General features: G+C 67.8%; 20 protein-coding genes. 12 read left to right on the top strand and 8 right to left on the bottom strand.

Features of this window, described 5'->3' with window-relative positions; all coding sequences use genetic code 11:
* The first annotated feature begins 83 nt into the window (after positions 1-83).
* The gene (locus I6J77_RS16875; RefSeq protein ID WP_204109935.1) at positions 84-911 is read left to right on the top strand and encodes a glycoside hydrolase family 19 protein; all 828 of its coding nucleotides are present in this window, start codon (positions 84-86) and stop codon (positions 909-911) included.
* 39 nt (positions 912-950) lie between these two features.
* Complete coding sequence (locus I6J77_RS16870) at positions 951-1559, top strand: hypothetical protein (RefSeq protein WP_204109934.1); 609 nt, start codon at positions 951-953, stop codon at positions 1557-1559.
* Positions 1560-1682: 123 nt separating this feature from the next.
* Here I6J77_RS16870 and I6J77_RS16865 read toward each other — a convergent pair whose 3' ends face one another.
* The 4 genes from I6J77_RS16865 to I6J77_RS16850 are packed head-to-tail and all read right to left on the bottom strand — an operon-like array spanning position 1683 to position 6040.
* On the bottom strand, positions 1683-3263 hold the full coding sequence (locus I6J77_RS16865) for an NAD(P)/FAD-dependent oxidoreductase (RefSeq protein WP_204109933.1): 1581 nt from the start codon (positions 3261-3263) through the stop codon (positions 1683-1685).
* A 28-nt stretch (positions 3264-3291) separates the two neighbouring features.
* A complete protein-coding gene (locus I6J77_RS16860; RefSeq protein WP_056767955.1) occupies positions 3292-4050 on the bottom strand; it encodes a glycosyltransferase family 2 protein in 759 nt (252 codons plus the stop codon).
* Positions 4047-4838, bottom strand: coding sequence for a beta-ketoacyl synthase chain length factor (locus I6J77_RS16855; protein ID WP_204109932.1), 792 nt, complete (start codon positions 4836-4838; stop codon positions 4047-4049). The genes I6J77_RS16860 and I6J77_RS16855 overlap by 4 nt, the downstream gene beginning before the upstream one ends.
* Positions 4835-6040 (bottom strand): beta-ketoacyl-[acyl-carrier-protein] synthase family protein, encoded by a 1206-nt coding sequence (locus I6J77_RS16850; RefSeq protein ID WP_239309079.1) that lies wholly within the window; start codon positions 6038-6040, stop codon positions 4835-4837. The genes I6J77_RS16855 and I6J77_RS16850 overlap by 4 nt, the downstream gene beginning before the upstream one ends.
* A 136-nt stretch (positions 6041-6176) precedes the next feature.
* On the opposite strand from I6J77_RS16850, the gene I6J77_RS16845 reads away from it, so the two are divergent.
* Together I6J77_RS16845 and hemF are read left to right on the top strand one after the other, a co-directional pair.
* The gene (locus I6J77_RS16845; RefSeq protein ID WP_204109931.1) at positions 6177-6881 is read left to right on the top strand and encodes a YdcF family protein; all 705 of its coding nucleotides are present in this window, start codon (positions 6177-6179) and stop codon (positions 6879-6881) included.
* Positions 6882-6994: 113 nt separating this feature from the next.
* The gene (gene hemF, locus I6J77_RS16840; protein WP_204109930.1) at positions 6995-7903 is read left to right on the top strand and encodes an oxygen-dependent coproporphyrinogen oxidase; all 909 of its coding nucleotides are present in this window, start codon (positions 6995-6997) and stop codon (positions 7901-7903) included.
* 86 nt (positions 7904-7989) lie between these two features.
* Here hemF and I6J77_RS16835 read toward each other — a convergent pair whose 3' ends face one another.
* Positions 7990-8649 (bottom strand): hypothetical protein, encoded by a 660-nt coding sequence (locus I6J77_RS16835; RefSeq protein WP_056714448.1) that lies wholly within the window; start codon positions 8647-8649, stop codon positions 7990-7992.
* 146 nt (positions 8650-8795) lie between these two features.
* Between I6J77_RS16835 and gpmA the strand changes: the two genes are divergently transcribed.
* From gpmA to I6J77_RS16815, 5 genes are all read left to right on the top strand, one after another.
* Positions 8796-9539, top strand: coding sequence for a 2,3-diphosphoglycerate-dependent phosphoglycerate mutase (gene gpmA, locus I6J77_RS16830; RefSeq protein ID WP_056767969.1), 744 nt, complete (start codon positions 8796-8798; stop codon positions 9537-9539).
* Positions 9540-9911: 372 nt separating this feature from the next.
* Positions 9912-10109: a hypothetical protein gene (locus I6J77_RS17845; RefSeq protein WP_239309077.1), complete on the top strand. Its 198-nt coding sequence runs from the start codon at positions 9912-9914 to the stop codon at positions 10107-10109.
* Positions 10072-11307: a glycosyltransferase family 2 protein gene (locus I6J77_RS16825; RefSeq protein ID WP_239309075.1), complete on the top strand. Its 1236-nt coding sequence runs from the start codon at positions 10072-10074 to the stop codon at positions 11305-11307. Before I6J77_RS17845 ends, I6J77_RS16825 begins: the two co-directional genes overlap by 38 nt.
* Complete coding sequence (locus tag I6J77_RS16820; RefSeq protein ID WP_204109929.1) at positions 11304-12719, top strand: hypothetical protein; 1416 nt, start codon at positions 11304-11306, stop codon at positions 12717-12719. Before I6J77_RS16825 ends, I6J77_RS16820 begins: the two co-directional genes overlap by 4 nt.
* A 113-nt stretch (positions 12720-12832) precedes the next feature.
* Positions 12833-13375, top strand: coding sequence for a DUF1453 domain-containing protein (locus tag I6J77_RS16815; RefSeq protein WP_204109928.1), 543 nt, complete (start codon positions 12833-12835; stop codon positions 13373-13375).
* A gap of 15 nt (positions 13376-13390) precedes the next feature.
* On the opposite strand, the gene zapE is transcribed toward I6J77_RS16815, so the two are convergent.
* A complete protein-coding gene (zapE, locus tag I6J77_RS16810; RefSeq protein ID WP_204109927.1) occupies positions 13391-14512 on the bottom strand; it encodes a cell division protein ZapE in 1122 nt (373 codons plus the stop codon).
* 34 nt (positions 14513-14546) lie between these two features.
* On the bottom strand, positions 14547-15236 hold the full coding sequence (locus I6J77_RS16805) for an alpha/beta hydrolase (RefSeq protein WP_204109926.1): 690 nt from the start codon (positions 15234-15236) through the stop codon (positions 14547-14549).
* Positions 15237-15284: 48 nt separating this feature from the next.
* On the opposite strand from I6J77_RS16805, the gene I6J77_RS16800 reads away from it, so the two are divergent.
* Positions 15285-15878, top strand: a complete 594-nt coding sequence (locus I6J77_RS16800; protein ID WP_204109925.1) for an ACP phosphodiesterase — start codon at positions 15285-15287, stop codon at positions 15876-15878.
* Between the two features lie 169 nt (positions 15879-16047).
* Here I6J77_RS16800 and I6J77_RS16795 read toward each other — a convergent pair whose 3' ends face one another.
* Entirely contained in the window at positions 16048-16569 is a 522-nt protein-coding gene (locus I6J77_RS16795) for a cytochrome c5 family protein (protein ID WP_056767984.1), read from the bottom strand.
* A gap of 473 nt (positions 16570-17042) precedes the next feature.
* Between I6J77_RS16795 and I6J77_RS16790 the strand changes: the two genes are divergently transcribed.
* Complete coding sequence (locus I6J77_RS16790; RefSeq protein WP_204109924.1) at positions 17043-18296, top strand: efflux RND transporter periplasmic adaptor subunit; 1254 nt, start codon at positions 17043-17045, stop codon at positions 18294-18296.
* A gap of 101 nt (positions 18297-18397) precedes the next feature.
* Positions 18398-21637, top strand: coding sequence for an efflux RND transporter permease subunit (locus tag I6J77_RS16785; protein WP_204109923.1), 3240 nt, complete (start codon positions 18398-18400; stop codon positions 21635-21637).
* Positions 21638-21777 lie beyond the last annotated feature (140 nt).

The following is a 21777-nucleotide window of genomic DNA, read 5'->3' as shown; positions in this document are numbered from 1 at the left end:
GGTTATCGTGGACGAGTACAAGCGGCGCAGGGCGGGATGGAGTCCTGCGGTCAGGAACCTCCTTCAACTCGAGTGGACGATCAATGAGTGATCACGACTACGACTCATGGAAAGGGTTGTTTCCCGGCACGCGCGGATCGACCTTTCCTCGGGCTTGCGTGGGTCGGCAAGGCACCGGGATTTTCCGCCCGGCATTCCCGACAGGCTCTGCCGGGGGTGGCAATCCGTTGCCCGGAAGCTGGCCCGGCGCAGGACTGTTCGCTGCGGCTCCGCGCTTTTCGCTGACCCTCAACGACATCGGCTTGGTCAACGCGAAGTTCCTGTGCGCTTTGCTGCCACGGCTGAGCCTGCCCAGAGCCGAATCATTCGTGGTGCCGCTGAACAGCTATCTGGCGAAATATCGCATCAACACCATCCAGCGCATCGCGGCGTTCATGGGGCAGGTGGCGGTGGAGTCGAGCGAGTTCTGCAAGCTGGTGGAGTCCACCTATTACCGCGATGCGGCACACCTCAGGGACACCTTTCCCAGCGCCTTCAAGACCGCTCACGCCGCCGATTACATCAAGCATCCGGAAAAGCTGGCCAACTTCGTCTACGCCGGCAAGAACGGTAATGGCGACGAGAAGAGCGGCGATGGCTGGAAATATCGCGGTCGCGGTCTGATGCAGCTGACGTTCCGCAACAATTATTCAGCCTTTGCGAAGGACACTGGCGTCGACGCGGTGAACCACCCGGAGCTGCTGGAAGAGCCCAGGATGGCCGTGTATTCCGCCGCCTGGTTCTGGAACGAGACGCACCTCAATTCTTACGCCGATCGAGGGAACTTCAAGGGGCTGACATTGAGAATAAACGCCAAGGCTCTCGTTATCATGACCGTGAGCACTACCGGAAGCGCGCCATGGCGCTGTTGACGCGGTTTCCATCGGACAACTGGCCGGGGTTCTGCTGACATGGGCATCCAGAAAAATGATTATCGCTGGCTTGCCTGCATCCAGCGCCGCGCACGTCTCCCCATACTGTTGGCGGGGCTTGTGGGCGTTCTACCTGCTTGCGCTTCGCCGGGAACCAGCGATGCGCAGAGGGTGGCGAATATCCAGGTCGCGCAATGCGAGCGAAACGGCATTGCCGCGGCCGACGTGGTCGCCGGTACCAAGTTCGATGTCGATTTGCCCGGCTTCGGCAAGGTCTGCTTTCTTGCTCGTCGCCATCTTGCCAATCCTGTCGAACAGGAGACCGACTTGATCGGCTTCGAGCTTTGGCGCGACGGGGTTCTGGCATATTCACTGCCGATGCCACCGGGGTATCTGTGGAACGAGCTTTGCCAGAAGATCCTCGCCGTGGCGTTTTCGCGCCACGGCGATCAAACCGATGTCATCGTGCTGGGCAGCTGCATGACCGCGCGCGACAACTTGTCCCAGCCGCTGGTCTTTTCGAGCCAGCCAGGCGGGTTCCGTTTCGACAGTGACCTCAGCGAGGCTGCGATGGGCCTCGATACGATCAAGCAGGTGCAGCGCAAGATTCGGGCGATGAGGTCATCGTCGACAGGAAGACAGCCGTAGCTGAAGCCCGGGCGACGTGAACCGCTGCTCCCTTGCGCAGGCGCGCGGCGCCGCAATCCACAGGGCGTGGTCAGTCGTTCGGCTCTCCCGGCACGAACGGGTTGCGCCAGCCGAAACCCGCAGTCAGGCGATCGCCGCGAACAGCGGCGGGCGCGGCTGGCCCGACATCGGTGCGTGCAGGCGCGGGTCGCTGGCGCTGGCCTGCAGCACCAGCGCATCAGCCACGCCATCGAGCATGCGCACGTTATGGCGCAGGCGGGCGCGGACACCGGCTTCGTCGAGCGGATCGTGCAGGGTCGCATTGAGTTCGCCGAACCATGCCAGCGCGCACTGGTCGAGCATCTCGCGCCGGCTGTGGCCGCCGGCGGCGGCATGCCAGTGGCGGAACAGCGACTGCATGCGGCTGTTCAGCGCCTGCGCCTGTTCCAGCTCCGCGCGCATTTCGCCGAGGAACGCCAGGTCGGTGAGCCGCTGCTGGAACACCAGCTGGCACAGCACGCCCCAGTAGTACGCGTAATCCCAGATCACCTTGGCCGACAGCACCTCGGGGTTGCCGAACAGCGGGTACTGCTTGCGGAACAGGGTCAGCGTGCTGTCGTAGAACGAGAGGTACAGCTTTTCGTAGAAGTGCGCGTAGGGCGCGAGGTTGTGGCCGGCGCGGTCATGACCGATCAGCCCGGTGATGTAGGTGTTGCTGATCGCGATGAAGTCGCTGCCGGGTGAGTAGAACGGATCGAGGAAGCTGCCCGCCTCGCCGGTGAGCGCCCAGCGGTCGGCGCTGAACAGCCGGCTGCTGCTGAACGAGTAGTCGCGCAGGAAGCGGAAGTCGAGCAGGCGATCGCGCTCGGCGGCAATCGCGCGGCCCATCGCCGGCTGCTTTTCCTGCAGCCATCGCAGCGCGTGCTCGAAATCGCGCATGCCGTCCAGCGGATGCATCGCCGCGTCGCAGACGATGCCCACCGAATGCGCGCCCGAGCCCAGCGGAATCAGCCACGCCCAGTAGCCCGCGCCCATCAGGTGGTTGGTCGAGCGCCAGCGCTCGGCCGGCGTGCAGCGCGTGCCCCATTCGGCGTCGTCGCTCCAGCGGCCGATGTCCAGTCGGGTATCCATGCGGAACCACACCGCGTTGGCGTGGTGGCCGTTGTCCACGGTCAGTTGCAGCCGGTGACGCAGCAGGCCGGCGCGACCGGAGGCGTCGAGCAGCCAGCGTGCGGCGACGGTGTGTTCGCCCTTGTCGTCGGTGAAGCGCACCTCGTGCGCGCCGCCATGTTCGCCCAGGCTGAAACCCCTGACCGTGGCGCCGTCGCGAAAGTCGATGCCGCGCCGGCGCGCCTCCTCGCCCAGGAAGTTCTCGAAGATGCCCCGGTCGAGCTGGTAGCTGGGGATCGGCAGGACCCGGCTCACGCCCAGTTCGGTGGTGTTCTGGATGTCGTCGCGCCCTTCGGAAAAGAAGTAGCGCAGCCCGAACTTGCGGATGTGCGCCGCATCGAGGTGTTCGCGCAGGCCCAGCGTGTGGTCGAAGTAGTGCGCGCCGATCTCCACCGTGGATTCGCCGACCTTGTGCGCGGCCACCGGCAGCGGATGACGGTTGCGCTCCAGCACCAGGATGTCCATGTCCGGGAACTCGCCACGCAGCTGCAGCGCCAGGCAGAGGCCGGCCAGACCGCCACCGAGGATGACCGCTTCGTGCTCCGTCCGGCTCATGCGACGCACTCCGTGGTGGCGCGGAAACTCAGTGCGTCGCACCGCCTTCGAAGAGGATCGGCGCGGCGCGCGAACGACGGTAGCTGGCCACGATCCGACCGTAATGGACCACGCGGCCGATCGTGTAGGTGGTGATGCGGGTGACGTCGCGTACCGGCTTCAGGTGGCTGGGCCGGAAATTGCCGTGATAGCGCGAGGCGATCGGCACCGAGACCACGCCCAGCCGCTTCTCGCGCGAGGCGGCGATCAGGATCGCCGCCTCGAACACGAAGTTCTCCGCCGGCAGGTCGACCAGTTCCAGCGCGGCGCGCGGATACCAGCGCTGGCCGCTCTGGGTGTCGGCGATCGGTTGCGCGCAGGCCCAGGAGATGCCCCAGTCGGCCACCGCGTTGGCGCGGCGGCGGCCCTTCGGCTGCTGTTCCTTGTCCAGCAGGCGCGCGCCGATCACGATGTGCTGCGGGTACTTCGTCGCCGCGGCCACGATGTGCGGAATGTCGGCGGCCAGGTGCTGGCCGTCGCCGTCCATGGTCAGCACGGCGTCGTAGCCGAGCTTCACCGCCTCGCGGAAGCCGTGGCGCAGCGCCTCGCCCTTGCCCTTGCGCTGCTCGTGGCGCAGCAGGGTCACCGGCAGCGTGGCGACGATGTCCGGCGTGCGGTCGTCGGAGCCGTCGTCGATCACGATCACCGGTGCACCGAGCGCCAGCACGGATTCGACCACCGACTGGATCGCGGCCTCCTCGTTGAGGCAGGGAATCAGCACGCACCAGCGCGGGTTGACGGTGTTCAAGCGACGTTCTCCATGTCGATCTGCAATCCCAGTTGCGCGGCCGCCTCGACATGGCAGCTGCCATCGCCCAGCGCCAGCCGTGCCAGCAACGGCAGCGCGGCGGCGGAAGGGTTGGCTTGGCGCCAGCCGGCCAGCGGTTCGTCGAGTGTGCTCGAAGCCGGCGCGGTAGTCAGCGTCAGCCGCAGCCGGGCCAGGCTGCGCGGGCTGCGGGCCGGCGTCAGCAGCAGGGCGCTGCCGAACGGTTGCGCGCAGGCGGTCACTTCGAGCAGCGGGCCGGTGCCGATGTGATCGCTGCACACCAGCAGCACCGGGCGCTGTTCGCTGCACACTTGGCTGGCCGCCTCGAGCAGGCCGGCGCCGAAGCTGGCCCGTTGTGCCGCGATCGCGGTGGAGGGCGCATGGCAGCCGGTGGCGATCGTCCAGTAGCCCACCGCGGCGTTGTGCACCGAGTTGTGGAAGCGGATCGGCGACAGCTCGGTCGGCACCTGGGCCAGCGTGGCGCACATGTAGTCGGTGATCGCCTGGTCGCCGTGCGAGGAGGCGAACACGCAGGCGACGCCGGCCGCATCCTGGCCGCTCATCGCCACCGCCTGGCCGGCGACCTCCACCGCCAGCAGCACGCTTTCCGGCGCGCGGCGGCGTTCGTTGGCGGGCAGGGTGGCGGCCGCGGGCCGGCGCGGCGGTGGTTCCGGCGGGCGGCCGGCGAGCATCTCGCGCAGGGCGGCGAAGTCGGCCAGCTGCGACGACCACACGCCGATGCCGTCGACCCAGACATCCAGCCTGCTCATGCGCCGAATCCTGCGCGGGCAAAGGCGAGGCAGGCGTTGTTGCCGCCGAAGCCGAACGAATTGCTGAGCGCCACCTCGACCGTCTGCCGCTCGTTGCGCCAGGCGAACTGCGCGCCGCAGGCCGGGTCGGGCGTGTCACCGCCGAGGTTGCCGGGAATCAGGCCGTGTTCGATCGCCTGCATCGCGATGGCGGCCTCGACGATGCCGGCGGCGCCCAGCGTGTGGCCGGTGTAACCCTTGGTCGAGCTGGCCCGGGTGCGGGCGGGAAACGTCCGCGTCACCAGCGCCGCTTCCACCTCGTCGTTCTTCTGGCTGGCGGTGCCGTGCAGGTTGATGTAATCGACCTGCGCCGCGGACAGGCCGGCGCGGGCCAGCGCATCGTCCAGCGCCAGTTCGGCGCCGAGGCCTTGCGGGTGCGGAGTGGACATGTGGTGGGCATCGCTGGCTTCGCCGTAACCGAGCAACTGCACGGCATCGGGCGCAGCGGCGGTACGTTCGAGCAGGGCGAAGCCGGCCGCCTCGCCGATCGAGATGCCGTTGCGGGCGGCGTCGAACGGTCGGCACGGCTCGCGCGAGACCAGCTCCAGCGCGTTGAAGCCGAACAGCACGCTGTCGCACAGGCTGTCCACGCCGCCGACCACGGCCGCGTCGACCAGGCCCAGGCGGATCAGGCGCTCGGCGCTGGCAAACACCTTGGCGCTGGACGAGCAGGCGGTGGAGACGGTGAGGCAGGGGCCCTCGAGTTGCAATGCCGCCGCCACGAAGGCGGTCAGCGAGTGTGGCGCGTGCAGCGGCGGATAGAGCCGGTCGTCGCTGAAGCCGCCGTCGGCGTCGAGCTGGCGATAGGCCTCCTCGGTGGCGCCGATGCTGGCGGTGGAGGTGCCCAGCAGCAGGGCCACGCGCGCCGCGCCGTAACGGGCGCGTGCCGCCTCGACCTTCTGCATGAAGCCATCCTGGTTCAGGCCCAGCCAGGCCAGCCGGTTGTTGCGGCAATCCCACACCCGCAGGCTGGCCGGCAGGCGCACCTCTTCCACGCCGTCCACGCGGCCGATCCAGCACGCCAGCGGCGCGCTGCTGATGTCGTTCGGACGCAGGCCGCTGCGGGTAGTTTCCAGCGCGGCGAGCTGGGCGGCCAGTCCGCTGCCCAGCGCCGACGTGGCGGTATGGGCAGTGACGGCGAGAGGGGTCATCTTGGTGGGCATCTTCGAAAGCCTAACGGTGACCCGGCGGAATGCCTAGCCTGTGCATGCGAGCGCAGAGCGTGACGGCGACGGCATGAAGATGTCGCGAACAGGCGTGCGAAACTAGGCCGCATCGTTCCCGCCGCCCCGGTCTCCCGTGCAAGCCCATCCGCCTACCTCCCGAAGTCCCTGGCGCTACCTGCGCGATCGCGACGTGCAACACGCGGCGCTGGTCACCTTGCTGACCCTGGTGCTCAGTGCGGGGCTGGTCTGGCTGGGCTATCTGGTCCACGTCTGCCGGGTCGCCGCACGCAGCCCGCTGCAGCCGCCGCGGCGGATGATCGTGCTGGTGTTTGGTCGCCAGCTGGTGCGCGACGCGCCGGGTCCGGACTACCGGCAACGCCTGCGCCGCGCGCTGGCGCTGGTCGAACAGAGGCACACCGATCACCTGCTGCTGCTGGGCGGTTACAGCGGCGGGACGCAGAGCGAGGCGGCGGCCGGCGAGGACTGGCTGCGGCGACATGGCCTGGCCGGCGCCGTGCGCATGGAACTGGAACAGGATTCGGTGGACTCGCTGGAGAACCTGCGCCACGCGCGCCAGCTGTTGCGGATCGACTCGGCCACCGGCGAGCTGCCGCCGGTGGCCCTGCTGACCAGTCGCTACCACCTCGCGCGCTGCGGCATGCTGGCCAGGCGGCTGGGCTTCGACGGACAGCCGGTCGCCGCCGAGTCCACGCTTTCGCTGCGGCCACGCACGCTTGGCCGCCTGCTGATCGAGGCCAGCTACCTGATGTGGATCGACGTCGGTGCGCGCTGGGCCGCGCTGACCGGCAACCGGCGGATGGCCGAGCGGCTGAGCTGACATGCGCGCGCCGCGCGCGCCCTGATCCAGCGCAGGCGTCCGCGGCGCCGCGTCGCAGCGCCCGCGCGGATCGCACTTGCTAAGCTGATCGCCTTACCGCAACGAGTCCCGTGATGAGCAGCCAGCAAGCCGACCGTGCCGAAACCTTCCTGCGCGAACTGCAGGACCGCATCTGCCGCGCGATCGAACAGGTCGACGGCGACGCACGTTTCGAGGAAGACGCGTGGACCCGCGCCGAAGGCGGCGGCGGGCGCACCCGCGTGCTGCGCGACGGCGCGGTGTTCGAGCAGGCCGGGGTGAATTTCTCGCGCGTGTCCGGGCACAAGCTGCCGCCCAGCGCCACCGCGCATCGGCCGGAGCTGGCCGGCGGCAGCTTCGTCGCCACCGGCGTGTCGCTGGTGCTGCATCCGAAGAACCCGCACGTGCCGACCACCCACGCCAACGTGCGCTACTTCGAGGCCAGCAAGGACGGGGTGGAACCGGTGTGGTGGTTCGGCGGCGGCTTCGACCTCACCCCGTTCTATCCGGTGGACGAAGACGTGCGCCACTGGCACACGGTGGCGCGCGACCTGTGCCAGCCCTACGGCGCGGACGTCTATCCGCGCTACAAGCAGTGGTGCGACGAATATTTCTACCTGAAGCATCGCGACGAGACCCGCGGCGTGGGCGGGCTGTTCTACGACGATCTCAACGAAGGCGGCTTCGAGCGCTGCCTCGACTTCACCAGGGACGTGGGCCAGGGCTTCCTCGACGCCTACCTGCCGATCGTGGAACGCCGCAAGGCCACGCCGTACGGCGAGCGCGAGCGCGAATTCCAGCTGTACCGGCGCGGCCGCTACGTGGAGTTCAACCTGGTCTACGACCGCGGCACCCTGTTCGGCCTGCAGTCCGGCGGGCGCACCGAATCGATCCTGATGAGCCTGCCGCCGCGGGTGCGCTTCGAGTATGCGTACGCGCCGGAGGCCGGTTCCGCCGAAGCGGAACTGGCCACCTACCTGAAGCCGCGCGACTGGCTGTCGTAGAAGCGGGAAATGAGTGAAGAGGAGTGAGAGAAAAGCCAGCGAACGTCCTGCTCTCTCTCTCTCACTCCTCTCCCATCACTCCTGCCTTACGGCGTGGCGCCGCTGAACTTCACCGCCGTGGCGCCCTTCACCGGGCCGATCTGCGCGCTGTCGCTGACCTTCAGCACCACCTCGCGCTTGAACTCCAGCGTGCCCTGCACCACCGCGTGCGGGCCGATCACCACCACCGGCGTGTGACTGTTGCCGCTGAACCAGCTGTGGCTCTTGTCGACCAGGATGCCGCCCTCGACACGCGAGTTCGCGCCCACGGTGATGTCGCCCGAAACGGTGCCGATGCCGCCGGCGACGTGGGCGGCGTCCAGCACGATCGCGCCGTTGACGTTCTCCACCCGGCCGCCGACATCGGCGCCCTGATCCAGACGGATCGCGCCGTTGACCGCATCCACCTTGCCGCTGACCCGGCTGCCGCTGGCCAGGCTGATCGAGCCATTGACGGTGCCCAGCTCGGTGGCCTGCGCCTTCGCGCCCAGTTCGACCGCGCCGTTGACGGTGCTGGCTTCCTTCACCACGGCGTTGTCGCCGACGTGGACCGCGCCGTTGACCGTGCTGACGTCACCCGCCTGCTGGCCGGCTTCCACGCGCACCGCGCCGTTGACCTTGTCGATGTCGCCGTCGTGCGCGGCCGCCAGCAGTGGCAGGCCCAGCGCCAGCGTGCCGAACATCAGAAGGGTGGGGAATCGACGCATGACAATCTCCTTGAGTGGGTAGGTACCGGCATTAGGATGCCCCGCGCGGTCGGCAGGTTTAGCATGACCTGTGGCAGGGGCCGCGTTTGACGACAGCGGGGTCGGCCTGCACCATTCCCGCTTTATTCCCTTCTGTTGAGCATCCCATGCACAAGCTCGTCCTGATCCGCCACGGCCAATCGCAGTGGAACCTCGACAACCGCTTCAGCGGTTGGGCCGACGTCGATCTCACCGAGCAGGGCATGGCCGAGGCGCGTGAGGCGGGCCGGCTGCTGACCGAAGGCGGCTACAGCTTCGACGTGGCGCATACCTCGGTGCTCAAGCGCGCGGTGCGCACGCTGTGGGGCGTACAGGACGAGATGGGCCTGATGTGGCTGCCGGTGGTCACCGACTGGCGCCTTAACGAGCGTCACTACGGCGGCCTCACCGGCCTCAACAAGGCCGAGACCGCGCTGAAGTACGGCGAGGACCAGGTGAAGATCTGGCGCCGCAGCTACGACATCCCGCCGCCGCCGCTGGATCGCGCCGCCAACGAGTCGGTGCACGATCCGCGCTACGCGAAGCTCGACCCGAAGGACATCCCCGACACCGAATGCCTGAAGGACACCGTGGAGCGCGTGCTGCCGTACTGGCACCAGGTGCTGGCGCCGGCGATCCGTGCCGGCCAGCGCGTGCTGGTGGCCGCGCACGGCAACTCGCTGCGGGCGCTGGTGAAGTACCTGGACGGCATCTCCGACGAGGCGATCGTCGAGTTGAACATCCCCAACGGCGTGCCGCTGGTCTATGAATTCGACGACGAGCTGAAGCCGCTGCGCCACTACTACCTCGGCGACGCCGAGGCGATCGCCGCGAAAATGGCCGCGGTGGCCAACCAAGGCAAGGCGAAGTAGTCCAGGCGGTCCGAGGCGACATCTCGTCGGGGAGCCTCCGGAAGCGGGACGCGCGGGGTCAACCGAGTCCATTTGTGCCCGACTGCGTCGTATCGGGCGCTTGGCCATGAGCCCTGCAAGCCAGCTGCGATCGGCCTTCGCCCAGCGTGGGCGGCATGGCGGCGCCGTGCCGGAATTCCCCGCTCCATCTGTCAGTCGAATCTGGCATGACAAGTGCTTGGTGATGTGAGCCGCGTCACAGAACGGGGCCGCGGATCGGCGCGGTCCTCCAGCAATGCTCCACGACGCCATTGACAGCGATCGGTCAAGAACCGATCGCCGCGGATGGCTGCGGACTTCTCCCACCCTCACTGGCCGGATCGTCCACACACCATGCACAAGAACCTGCACGCCCGCGAGTTCATGAGACCGACGCTGGATGCCTCCCTCGGGGCCTCGGGCACGGTGGCGGCCGTGGGCAACGGCCACCGGCAACGCTATCTGTCAGTGCGCACGAAGTTCGCCATCACGCTGCTGGTGTCGGTGGCGTGCGGTGGTTTCGTATGTGCTGGCGCAACGCTGGATCGATGAGCTGTCGCTGGTGCTGGGCGGCCTGCTTGCCCGCCTGGTCATTTTCGGCATCGCGATCCTGCCCGGGTTCATGAACGCGTTCCTGGTCCTGGGCCTGTTGCTCGACCGCCGTCCGCGACGGGTCGTGATCACGCCCTTTCCCGGCATCACCGTGCTGGTGGCCGCCTACAACGAGCAGGATTCGATCCTGTCCACGCTCGCCAGCCTGGACAAACAGGACTACCCCGCGCCACTCGAGGTGCTGGTGATCAACGACGGCTCGACCGATGCCACCGGAGCGTTGTTGGCGGGTGTCAATTATCCGTGGCTGCGGGTGATCGACCTGGCGCAGAACGGGGGCAAGGCCAACGCGCTGAACGAGGGCCTCAAGCTGGCCAGTCACTCGCTGACGATCACCCTGGACGGCGATTCGTATCTGTACCGGGATGCGCTGAGGCACCTGGTCGGGCGCTTCCTCAGCGATCCACCGAACACGGCGGCCGTGGCCGGCTGCGTGCTGCTGCGCAATTCACGCTACAACCTGGTCACGAAAATCCAGGAGTGGGATTACTTCCACGGCATTGCCGCGATCAAGCGGCTGCAGAGCCTGTTCCAGGGCACCCTGGTGGCGCAGGGCGCCTTCTCGCTGTATCGCACCGATGTGCTGCGCGAGCTCGGCGGCTGGCCGGAGTCGGTAGGCGAGGACATCGTGCTGACCTGGGCCATCCTCGACCAGGGTCATCGGGTGGGTTACTGCGAGGATGCGATTTCCTTCACCAACGCGCCCACCACGTTCCGGCAGTTCATCCGGCAACGGCAGCGCTGGTCGCGCGGGCTGATCGAGGCGTTCAAGATGCATGGCCGCCTGTTGTTCCGCTGGCGCATGAGCACGATCTTCATCTGGTGGAACCTGCTGTTTCCCTACATGGACCTGGTCTATACCCTGTTCTTCATCCCGGGCATGGTGCTGGCGCTGTTCGGCATCTACTGGGTGGCAGGTCCGATGACCTTGCTGGTGCTGCCGCTGGCATGCGTCGTCAACTACCTGATGTTCTTCATCCAGTCGCGGATGTTCAAGGCGCAGGGACTCAAGGTGCGCCGCAATCCGGTGGGGTTCATTGTCTATTCGCTGTTCTACGGCGTCGTGCTGCAGCCCGGTTGCGTGGCGGGCTACCTGTCCGAATTGCTCAATCTGCGCAAGCACTGGGGTACCAAATGAGGGCGTACCTGGCGCTGCTGCCGTTGCTGCTGGCCACCGTCGCCCACGCCGGCACGACACCGATGGCGGTCAACATCCGCGAGGGCCGCGCCGCGCTCGTGGCCGGACAGCCCGGGCAGGCGCGGCTGTTGTTCGCCGCCGCGCTGGCGCACCCGGATGGCGAACGCGAGGACGCGTACGCCGCGGCGATGGGCCTGGGTCAGGCCGTGCTCTGGCTGGGCGACTATCCCGCCGCGGAAACGGCGTTCCGGATGGCGCGCGCGCACGCCGCTGACGAGCCGGCACGGCAGGCCGCTGATACCGGGCTGGCACAGTCGCTCAATGCGCAGGATCGTCCCCGCGCGGCCTATGCGCTGGTGGCGCCCTTCGCCAAAGGCCAGCTTCGGCCCACGGTGCAGCTGCTGCGTGCCGCCCAGTCGCTTGGCTGGCAGGACCGGAGCACGGCCTACCTGCAGGCCGTATCGCCAACCCCGGGCAGCGGCCGTGTCGGCAGGCAATACCGGCTGTTGCACGACGACATGCGTTACTCCCTCGCACCGCGGCTGGAGGGCAGCCTCGGTTACAGCCATGACAATGAGGGTCTCAGCGTCTACACCATCGGCAGCGCGTTCCGCTTTGCCACGTTCGCCACCGGCGCATGGGCCCAGGCCTGGGGCCTGGCTGCCGAGTCGAACCGGGTGGCGGATGAGCAGCTTGCACGGCGGGTGAACCGCTTGTCGGTGACCTCGCAATGGCGCATCGGTGACCTCCACCAGGTCGATCTCGAACTGGGCCCGGGCCGCGCGGGCGGCTGGCAGTACCTGCAGGGCCACGTCAGCTGGGCGCTGCAGCCTGGCGACAACCTCGGCTTCAACGCGGCGGTGGAACGTGCGCCGCTCCTGTCGGTGGCGGCGATCGACCACCGCCTGAACTACGACACCTTCAGTCTCGGTGCGAGCCTCCGTCCATCCACGCACTGGTACGTGCTGCCCGCGGCGTATCGCCAGGAGTTCAGCGATGGCAACCGGCGCGACGGCGGCAGCTTGCGCATCTTGCTGAGCCCTTGCGACATTCCCGACACCACGGCTGCCGTGGGCGCGGAGCTGTCCGCGCGGGCATTCCGCAGCAGTCGGCCCGGACGGGGGATCTATTTCAATCCCGAACGCTATCGCATGGCCCAATTCAGCCTGGTCGGCGTGTACGCACTCAATCCGGGCTGGAAGCTGCGGGCCACCGCCGGGGCCGGTCGGCAGTTCATCGACGGTGCGCCAGCGAGCATCTATGCGGCGAACCTGTCGCTCGATGGCCGCCTGCCGCACAACGGCCGGCTCCGCTTCGCGCTGGGACGCAGTTCGGCGGCCTCCAGCGTCAGTACCGGCAGCGCCGGATACTGGAACAACACGTTCATGCTGTCCGTCGGCTATCCCCTCTGATCCTGTGCGGCCGCGGGTGACACATGTCATCCGCAATCAAGGGGGCGCGTCAGTCGTCAGCGGTCGGGTTACTCGTCTAAGCTTGCAGCCTGTTTATCCACACGGTGAGTGCGATGCCTCTTCACATGACGAGTTACCTGATCATGCTGCCGGTGCTGGCCTGGATGGTCTGGAAGCGCGTGAGCCGGCAGTTCGGCCGCCAGCCGATCCGGCGCAAGCGGATGATCGCCCGCATCGTGATCTTCGTGATCCTCGGCGGCCTGATGGCGCTCAGCGGACTGCAGCGGCTGGCGCTGGCCGAAGGGCTGCTGGGCGGCGTCCTGATCGGTGGCGCGGTGGGCCTGGTCGGCCTGCGCCTGACCCGCTTCGAGATCGACCCGGTCAAGGGCGATTGCTACGTGCCCAATCCGTGGATCGGCGCCCTGCTCACCGCCCTGCTGCTCGGCCGGCTGGCCTGGCGCCTGTTCGAGACGTGGCAGATGCAGGCGACGGCGGGCGGCGCCGCGGCGATGCAGCCGATGGGCCACGCGCTGACCCCGTTGACGCTGCTGGTGATCGGCCTGCTGGTGGGCTACTACATCGTGTACTTCACCGGCCTGCTGATCCATCACCGGCGTTTCCAGCGCAGCCATCCGGGCATCGCGACCTCGTTGTAACGGGGGCGCGCCGGTTCATTCCGGCCGATGCGGCAGGGCCAGGTATTCCTCGCTCTGCATCTCGATCAGGCGCGACTCGGTGCGGCCGAATTCCGCGCGCAGCCGCTCGCCGTCGTACAGCTCGGTGATCGGCGCGGCGGCGGACAGCACCAGTTTCACGTGGCGGTCGTAGAACTCGTCCACCAATTGCACGAAGCGCTTCGCCGCGTCCTCGCTGTACACGGTGAACTGCGGCACGTTGGAGATGATGATCGCCGGGCCGGCCTTGGCCAGTGCGATGTAGTCGGCCACCGCCCGCGGGCCTTCGCACAAGGCGCCGAACTCGAACCACAGCACGCCGTCGGCGCGCTTGCGGAACGGGATGTCGCGACCGTTGACGTGCAGCTGGCCATCCTGCTCCACGTCGTCACCGGCCTGGCTGGCGAAGATCTTTTCCAGCGTGCGATGCGCCTCGGCACCCGGCGGGGTCAGGTAGACCGAGGCCTGGGTCAGCGCGCGCAGGCGCCAGTCGCGCGAGGAGGCCATCTCCACCACGTGGCATTGCCGTTCGATCAGCGCGATCGCGGGCAGGAAACGCGCGCGTTGCAGTCCGTCCCGGTACAGGTTCGACGGCGCGGTGTTGGAGGTGGTGACCAGGGTGACGCCACGCTCGAACAGCGCGTCGAGCAGGTTGGCCAGGATCATCGCGTCGCCGATGTCGTTGACCAGGAATTCGTCCAGGCACAGCACCCGGCAGCGGGCGGCGATCCCCGCGGCGACCTCGACCAGCGGGCTCTGCCGCTCGCCGAGCTGGCGCAGGCTGTCGTGCACTTCGCCCATGAAGCGATGGAAGTGCCGGCGCAGCACCACGCCATGCGGCAGGCTGGCGGCGAACAGGTCCATCAGGAAGGTCTTGCCGCGGCCGACCGTGCCCCACAGGTACAGGCCCGGCACCGGCGCGGGTGGCTCGTCGTTGCCGAGCAGGGATTTCAGCCGGCCGAACAGGCCGCTGTCGCTGGCCGGTGCGGCGCACAGCGCCGCGTGCATGCGATCGAACTCGGGCAGCAGCGCCAGCTGGGTCGGGTCGGACTCCCAGCGGTGCGCGGCGACGCCTTCGTGATAGCGCGCGCTGGGCGCGAGCGAGGGGTTTTCACTCATGGAGCGGACAGGTCGTGAAGTGGGGATGCAGGTTTCAGTCGTTTCGCGGCGGTGGCAGCCAGCCCAGCACGGCGTGCTTGATCGCGCCGCGCAGGTCCATCAGGCGGCGATGGAAGAAGTGGCTGGTGTCGGGCATGCGGATCAGCTCGGGCTTGTGCTCCAGCGTGTCGATCCAGTCGAACACCGCCTGCGGATCAACCACCTCGTCGGCTTCGCCTTGCACCACCAGCCAGGGGCAGGTGGGCAGCGTGACCGGGCCGAACTCCCGCCGGCCCACTGGCGGGGCGATGCTCACCAGCGCGTCGGCGCGCAGCCTCACCGCATTGCGCAGGGTCACGTAGCTGCCGAACGAGAAACCGCACAGCCACAAGGCATCGTGCGGTCGTCGCTGGCGCACCCATGCCACCACGGCGGCCAGGTCTTCGCTTTCGCCATCGCCCCCGTCGAACTCGCCGGCCGAATTGCCCGCGCCGCGGAAATTGAAGCGCACCGTGTCCAGTCCCGATTCGCGCAAGGCGCGTTCGGCCATGGTCACCACCTTGTTGTGCATGGTGCCGCCTTCCACGGTCAGCGGATGGCAGATCACCGCCACGCCACGGCGCGCGCAGACCGGCTCGGCGACATCGCTGATGGTTTCCAGCTTGCCGACCGGGCCGTCGAGCATGAAACTGGCGGCGACATCGGGAAAGGTGGCCGGTTCGGCGGGGAGTTCGGTGGGATTCATGCGCACGATGATAACCGCCGATCGGATCGCCTGCCGCGGAAACCGCCGGTGAACCATCTGGCGCACGCCCTGCTGGCCGGTGACGACGAGGACCTGCAGCTGGGCGGCATGCTCGGCGATTTCGTCCAAGGGCAGCCAGACCCGGCGCTGTATCCGCCCCGGGTGATCACCGGAATCCGCCTGCATCGCGCGATCGACGTCCATACCGACGCCCACCCGGAGGTGCTGGCGGCCAAGGCCTTGCTGCCGTCGCCTTATCGCCGGTACGCGGGCATCCTGCTCGACATGTGGTTCGACCATTGCCTGGCGCGCGACTTCCCGCGCTGGAGCGGACAGCCCCTGTTGCCGTATTCCGACGCGCTGCGCGCCCTGCTGTGGCGTGGCGATGCGCTGCTGCCCCCGGCCCTGCGGCGCTTCCGCGGTTACATGGATTTCCACCAGCTGCCCGCCGGCTATGCCGATCGCGCGGTGCTGGGCCAGGCGCTGGCGGGCATCGGGCAGCGCCTGAGCCGGGCCAACCCGCTGGATTCGGCGCTGCCGGTGCTGGTGGAACGGGAGGCGGAACTGCAGCGGTGCTTCGAGGCGTTCTTTCCCGAGTTGCGGAGGTTCGCGCGGGAGTGGGTGGAGAGGCACGCTGACTGAGGCCCTTGCTCCCTCCCCTGCGCAGCAGGGGAGGGCTGGGGTGGGGTGCTTTTGATCTTCCCCGCACTCCGGGGCTCCCCATCCCAACCTTCCCCCACGGGGGAAGGGGCAAACGAAAACGCCGCCCGAGGGCGGCGTTTGTAGACAGCTTGTTGGATCAGGCGAAGTTTTACTTCGCCTGATCAGCGATCCAGTGCACTGCGTTGGTGACCTGTTCGTCGGTGAGCGCCGGGTTGCCGCCCTTGGGCGGCATGAAGTTGCCGTCGGGGCCGTGGTAGCCCTCGATCGCGTGCTTGACCAGCACGTCGATGCCCTGGGCCAGGCGCGGACCCCAGGCGGCCTTGTCGCCCACCTTGGGCGCGCCGGCGACGCCGGAGGTGTGGCAGCTGGTGCACAGGTGATCGAAGATCGCCTTGCCGTCGGTGGTGCCACCGTAGGCCACCTGCGAGGCCGCGGCCTTGGCGGCGGCATCGGCGGCGGCCTGCATCGCGGCGCGGCCGGTGTTGCCGGCGTAGACGGCGCCAGCCGGGGCGATCCGCGCGGCCACCCGGGCCGGCTGCTCCGGATTGGTTTCCTTGGGCTCGTGCTCATGGATGGCCAGCGCCGCGAAGATCAGCACGACCGTCAACACGGCGAGCCCGCCGATCATGATCGAAAACTGGCGCAGGACGCTGTGGTCCGCCTTGCTCATGGAACCGCTCACGCACGTACTCCTTTCAGTGGGCACGGCGGAACGCCACCATGGCGGCCCCGACCTGCCTCGATTGCCTGTTGCTGTCACACCGGATCATGAACACCTCCACGCAGGGTGGTCCATGAGTGCGCGACGCTGATCAAGCTTGCCCCCGGCCCGGGTTCGGGGATCGGACAGGCAACCAGTCGGAGATTATAAACGAAGCGCGCGGCAAGTTTCAGGCTTCGCTGACGACGGACCCCGCGAACGGGGTCGGCGAAAACCGGGCGCAACCCCGCGCGAAAGCCGTTACCCTGCCATCGGTCATGGCGCACCCATGTCAACCGGCATTGTTCATTTTCGTTGAACTGCCCCTATGCTTTCACCTCAAGAGTCGTCCGTCGGCGCAATCTGAAAGCACCGCCAGGCGGCAGATGCATGTCACGCTGCCGCGTGTCGCATGGCCGCACCGTTCAATCCAGGAGTTTTACATGTCGCGTTTTTGGAAGATCGCGTTGATCGTCATCGCCGTGATCGTGGTGGCGGCGCTGGGGTTCCGTCTGCTGCACAAGCCTGCTCCGGCCGGCCCCGCGTCCTCGGCCCAGGCGGCCGGCAAGGACCGTGGCGGCAAGGATGGCAAGAACGAGACGCCGCCGGTGCCGGTGACCGTGGTGCCCGTGGCCAGGCAGAACGTGCCGGTCTACCTGACCGCACTGGGCACGGTGCAGGCGCTCAACACGGTCAGCGTGAGCCCGCAGGTCGGCGGCCAGTTGCTCAGCCTCGAGTTCACCGAGGGCCAGCCGGTGAAGAAGGGCCAGGTGCTGGCACAGATCGACCCGCGCACCTACCAGGCGGCGTATGACCAGGCCGTGGCGCGCCAGCGCCAGGACCAGGCCATGTTCGACACGGCCAAGAGCAACCTGGCACGCAGCCAGGACCTGGCCGCGAAGGGCTACATCTCCAAGCAGGACCTGGACACCTTGCGCAACACCGCCGCCCAGTACCAGGCCGCCGTGTCCGCCGATGCGGCCAGCGTGCGTGATGCGCAGGTGCAGTTGAACTACACCAGGGTGATTTCGCCCATCGATGGCCTGGCCGGCATCCGCGGCGTGGACCCGGGCAACGTGGTGACCACCTCGAGCACGATCGTGACGCTGACCCAGCTGCACCCGATCAACGTGATGTTCACCCTGCCCGAGCAGAACCTGGACATGGTGCGCAGCGCCGCCGGGAAGGACGCCGCCGCGCTGCAGGTGACCGCGCTGGATCGCACCGATGCCCATCCGATCGCCAGCGGCGGCGTGCTCAAGGTGATCGACAACCAGATCGATACCACCACCGGCACGTTCCGCCTGAAGTCCGAATTCCCCAACGCGAAGAACGAACTCTGGCCGGGCCAGTTCGTCAACGTGCAGCTGCTGGTCAGCACCGTCGATGGCGGCCTGGTGATCCCGGCGCAGGCGGTGCAGCGCGGGCCGGACGGCGACTATGTCTACCAGGTGCAGGGCGACAGCACGGTCAAGATGCAGGCGGTGGTGGTGGCCGGCGAAGTGGGCGACAGCCACGTGATGATCGGCAGCGGGCTCAAGGCCGGCGACCGCGTCGTCACCGAGGGCCAGTTCCGGCTGAAGCCCGGCAGCAAGGTCAACGCGCTGAAGCCCGGCGAAGTGCCGGCGGTGCCGACCGCGACCGAAATGGAAAAGGCCAAGCAGAACAGCAAGGGCGGTGGTCGCCGTCACGGCTGAGCAGCCAGCCTGCGCCGCCGCGACACCCGAAGTTGCGCGGCTGCGGCCGCGCGCCAGCCATGATCGCGGCTGAAACCGCACTTTAGACGTTACGGATAGCCATGGGATTCTCGACCCTCTTCATTCGCCGACCGATCGCCACCTCGCTGCTGATGGTGGCGGTGCTGCTGCTCGGCATCCTGGGCTACCGCCAGCTGCCGGTGTCGGCGCTGCCGGAAATCGAGGCGCCGAGCCTGGTAGTCAGCACGCAGTACCCGGGCGCCAGCGCCAACACCATGGCCTCGCTGATCACCACGCCGCTGGAACGCAACCTGGGGCAGATCTCCGGCCTGACCATGATGAGTTCGGACTCGTCCGCCGGGCTGTCCACCATCATCCTGCAGTTCTCGATGGGTCGCGACATCGACATCGCCGCCCAGGACGTGCAGGCGGCGATCAACCAGGCCAAGGGCACCCTGCCGGGCAACCTGCCGTATCCGCCGGTGTACAACCGGGTCAACCCGGCCGACGCGCCGATCCTCACCCTGAAGCTCACCTCCGACAGCCGCCAGCTGCGCGACGTGAACGACCTGGCCGACTCGATCATTGCGCAGAAGCTGTCGCAGGTGCAGGGCGTGGGCCTGGTCTCGATCGCCGGCAACGTGCGACCGGCGGTGCGCGTGCAGGTGAACCCGGCGCAGCTGTCCAACCTCGGCCTGACCATGGAAGACGTGCGCAGCGCGTTGACCCAGGCCAACGTCAATGCGCCCAAGGGCACCTTGAACGGCAAGACGCAGAGCTACTCCATCGGCACCAACGACCAGTTGAGTGACGCCGCCGAGTACAAGAACACCATCATCAGCTACAAGAACAACTCGCCGGTGCGGCTGTCCGACGTGGCCAAGGTGGTCGACGGCGTCGAGAACGACCAGCTCGCCGCGTGGGCCAACGGCAAGCCGGCGGTGCTGCTGGACGTGCGCCGCCAGCCCGGCGCCAACATCGTGCAGACGGTGCAGCAGATCCGCAACGTGTTGCCCGAACTGCGCAGCGCGCTGCCGGCCGACGTGCACCTGGACGTGTTTGCCGACCGCACCGTGACCATCCGCGCCTCGGTGCACGACGTCGAGTTCACCCTGATCCTCACCGTGTTCCTGGTGATCGGCGTGATCTTCGTGTTCCTGCGACGGCTGTGGGCCACCATCATCCCGGCCACGGCGGTGCCGCTGTCGCTGATGGGCACGTTCGGCGTGATGGCGTTCACCGGCATGTCGCTGGACAACCTGTCGCTGATGGCGCTTACCGTGGCCACCGGTTTCGTGGTGGACGATGCGATCGTGATGATCGAGAACATCGTGCGCTACATCGAGAAGGGCAAGAGCGGCAAGGAGGCGGCCGAGATCGGCGCGAAGGAGATCGGCTTCACCGTGCTGTCGCTGACCGTGTCGCTGGTGGCGGTGTTCCTGCCGCTGCTGCTGATGCCCGGCGTCACCGGCCGGCTGTTCCACGAATTCGCCTGGGTGCTGACCATCGCGGTGACCATCTCGATGCTGGTGTCGCTGACGCTGACCCCGATGATGTGCGCCTACCTGCTCAAGCCGGACCAGCTGCCCGAGGGCGACGACGCCCACGAGCATCATGCGGCGGCCGGCAAGCGCACCGTGTGGTCGCGCACCGTGGCGGTATACGAAAGCTCGCTGGACTGGGTGCTGGACCATCAGCGCCTGACCATCCTGGTGGCCGGCGCCGCGGTGGTGCTCACCGTGTTCCTGTACGTGGTGATCCCGAAAGGCCTGCTGCCCGAGCAGGACACCGGCCTGATCACCGGCGTGGTGCAGGCCGACGACAACATCGCCTTCCCGCAGATGGAGGACCGCACCAAGGCGGTCGCCGAGGCGCTGCGCAAGGACCCGGCCGTGGCCGGCGTGGCCGCCTTCATCGGCGCCGGCACGATCAACCCCACGCTCAACCAGGGCCAGCTCAGCATCGTGCTGAAGGACCGCGGCGACCGCGACGGCCTGGACAAGCTGCTGCCGCGCCTGCAGCAGGCGGTGGCCAATATCCCGGGCGTGGCGCTGTACCTGAAGCCGGTGCAGGACGTGACCCTGGACAGCCGCGTGGCCGCCACCGAATACCAGTATTCGATGTCCGACGTCAGCGCGTCCGAACTGGCCGGCTACGCCAACCAGATGACCGAGGCGATGCGCCAGCGGCCGGAACTGGCCGACGTCGACAACAACCTTGCCGACAACGGCAATGCGCTGAAGCTGACCATCGACCGCGAAAAGGCCAGCCGCCTCGGCGTGCCGGTGCAGAGCATCGACGACACCTTGTACGACGCGTTCGGCCAGCGCCAGATCTCGACCATCTTCACCCAGCTCAACCAGTATCGCGTGGTGCTGGAAGTGGCGCCGGAGTTCCGCACCAGCGACGACCTGCTGACCAAGCTGACCGTGCGCGGCAACGGCAGCGGCGCACTCGTCGGCAGCACCGCGACCAGCTTCGGCCAGCTGAAATCCAGCAATTCGGCCACGCCCTCGGGCATCGGCAACACCGGCAACGTGGGTTTCCAGATCGGCGGCGGCGGCAGCATCCCGCTGTCCTCGCTGGTTACCGCCGAAGTCACCAGCGCACCGCTGGTGGTCAGCCACCAGCAGCAGCTGCCGGCGGTGACCCTGGCCTTCAACGTGGCGCCGGGTTATTCGCTGTCCGACGCCGTGGCGGCGATCCACCAGGTCGAGGCGCAACTGAATTTCCCGCCCCAGGTGCGCGGCGAGTTCGTCGGCAAGGCCGCCGAGTTCACCTCCTCGCTGGGTGACGAAGTGTTGCTGCTGCTGGCCGCGATCGTGGTGATCTACATCGTGCTGGGCGTGCTGTACGAGAGCTACATCCACCCGCTGACGATCATCTCCACCCTGCCGCCGGCCGGCGTCGGCGCGCTGCTGGCGCTGATCCTGTGCGGCATGAGCCTGTCGGTGGACGGCATCGTCGGCATCGTGCTCTTGATCGGCATCGTCAAGAAGAACGCGATCATGATGATCGACTTCGCGATCGAGGCGCGTCGCACCGGCCTCAATGCGCGCGAGGCGATCCATCGCGCCTGCCTGCTGCGTTTCCGCCCGATCATGATGACCACCGCCGCGGCCATGCTGGGCGCGCTGCCGCTGGCGCTGGGCAACGGCATCGGTTCCGAGCTGCGCCGGCCGCTGGGCGTGGCCATCGTGGGCGGCCTGCTGCTGTCGCAGCTGGTCACGCTGTACACCACGCCGGTGATCTACCTGTACATGGAGCGCTTCTCCGACTGGCTCGCCGTCCGTCGCGAGCAGCATGCGCTGGCCCGCGCGCGGGCCAGCCACGCAGCGTGATCCTTCGATACCCCTGCTGCGCAAAACAGGATAGAACTGTGCGCCGTGCTCCCTCCCCTGCTAGCAGGGGGTGGGGTCGCTCTTCGCCGGGAGTCGTTCCGATCAACCTTTTGGCGACTAGGACGTTGAGGGTGGGATGA

Source organism: Rhodanobacter sp. FDAARGOS 1247, from assembly GCF_016889805.1.
GTDB lineage: Bacteria > Pseudomonadota > Gammaproteobacteria > Xanthomonadales > Rhodanobacteraceae > Rhodanobacter.
The sequence above is the reverse complement of the archived record's forward strand: the minus strand, read 5'-3'. Positions and strand labels throughout refer to the sequence as shown.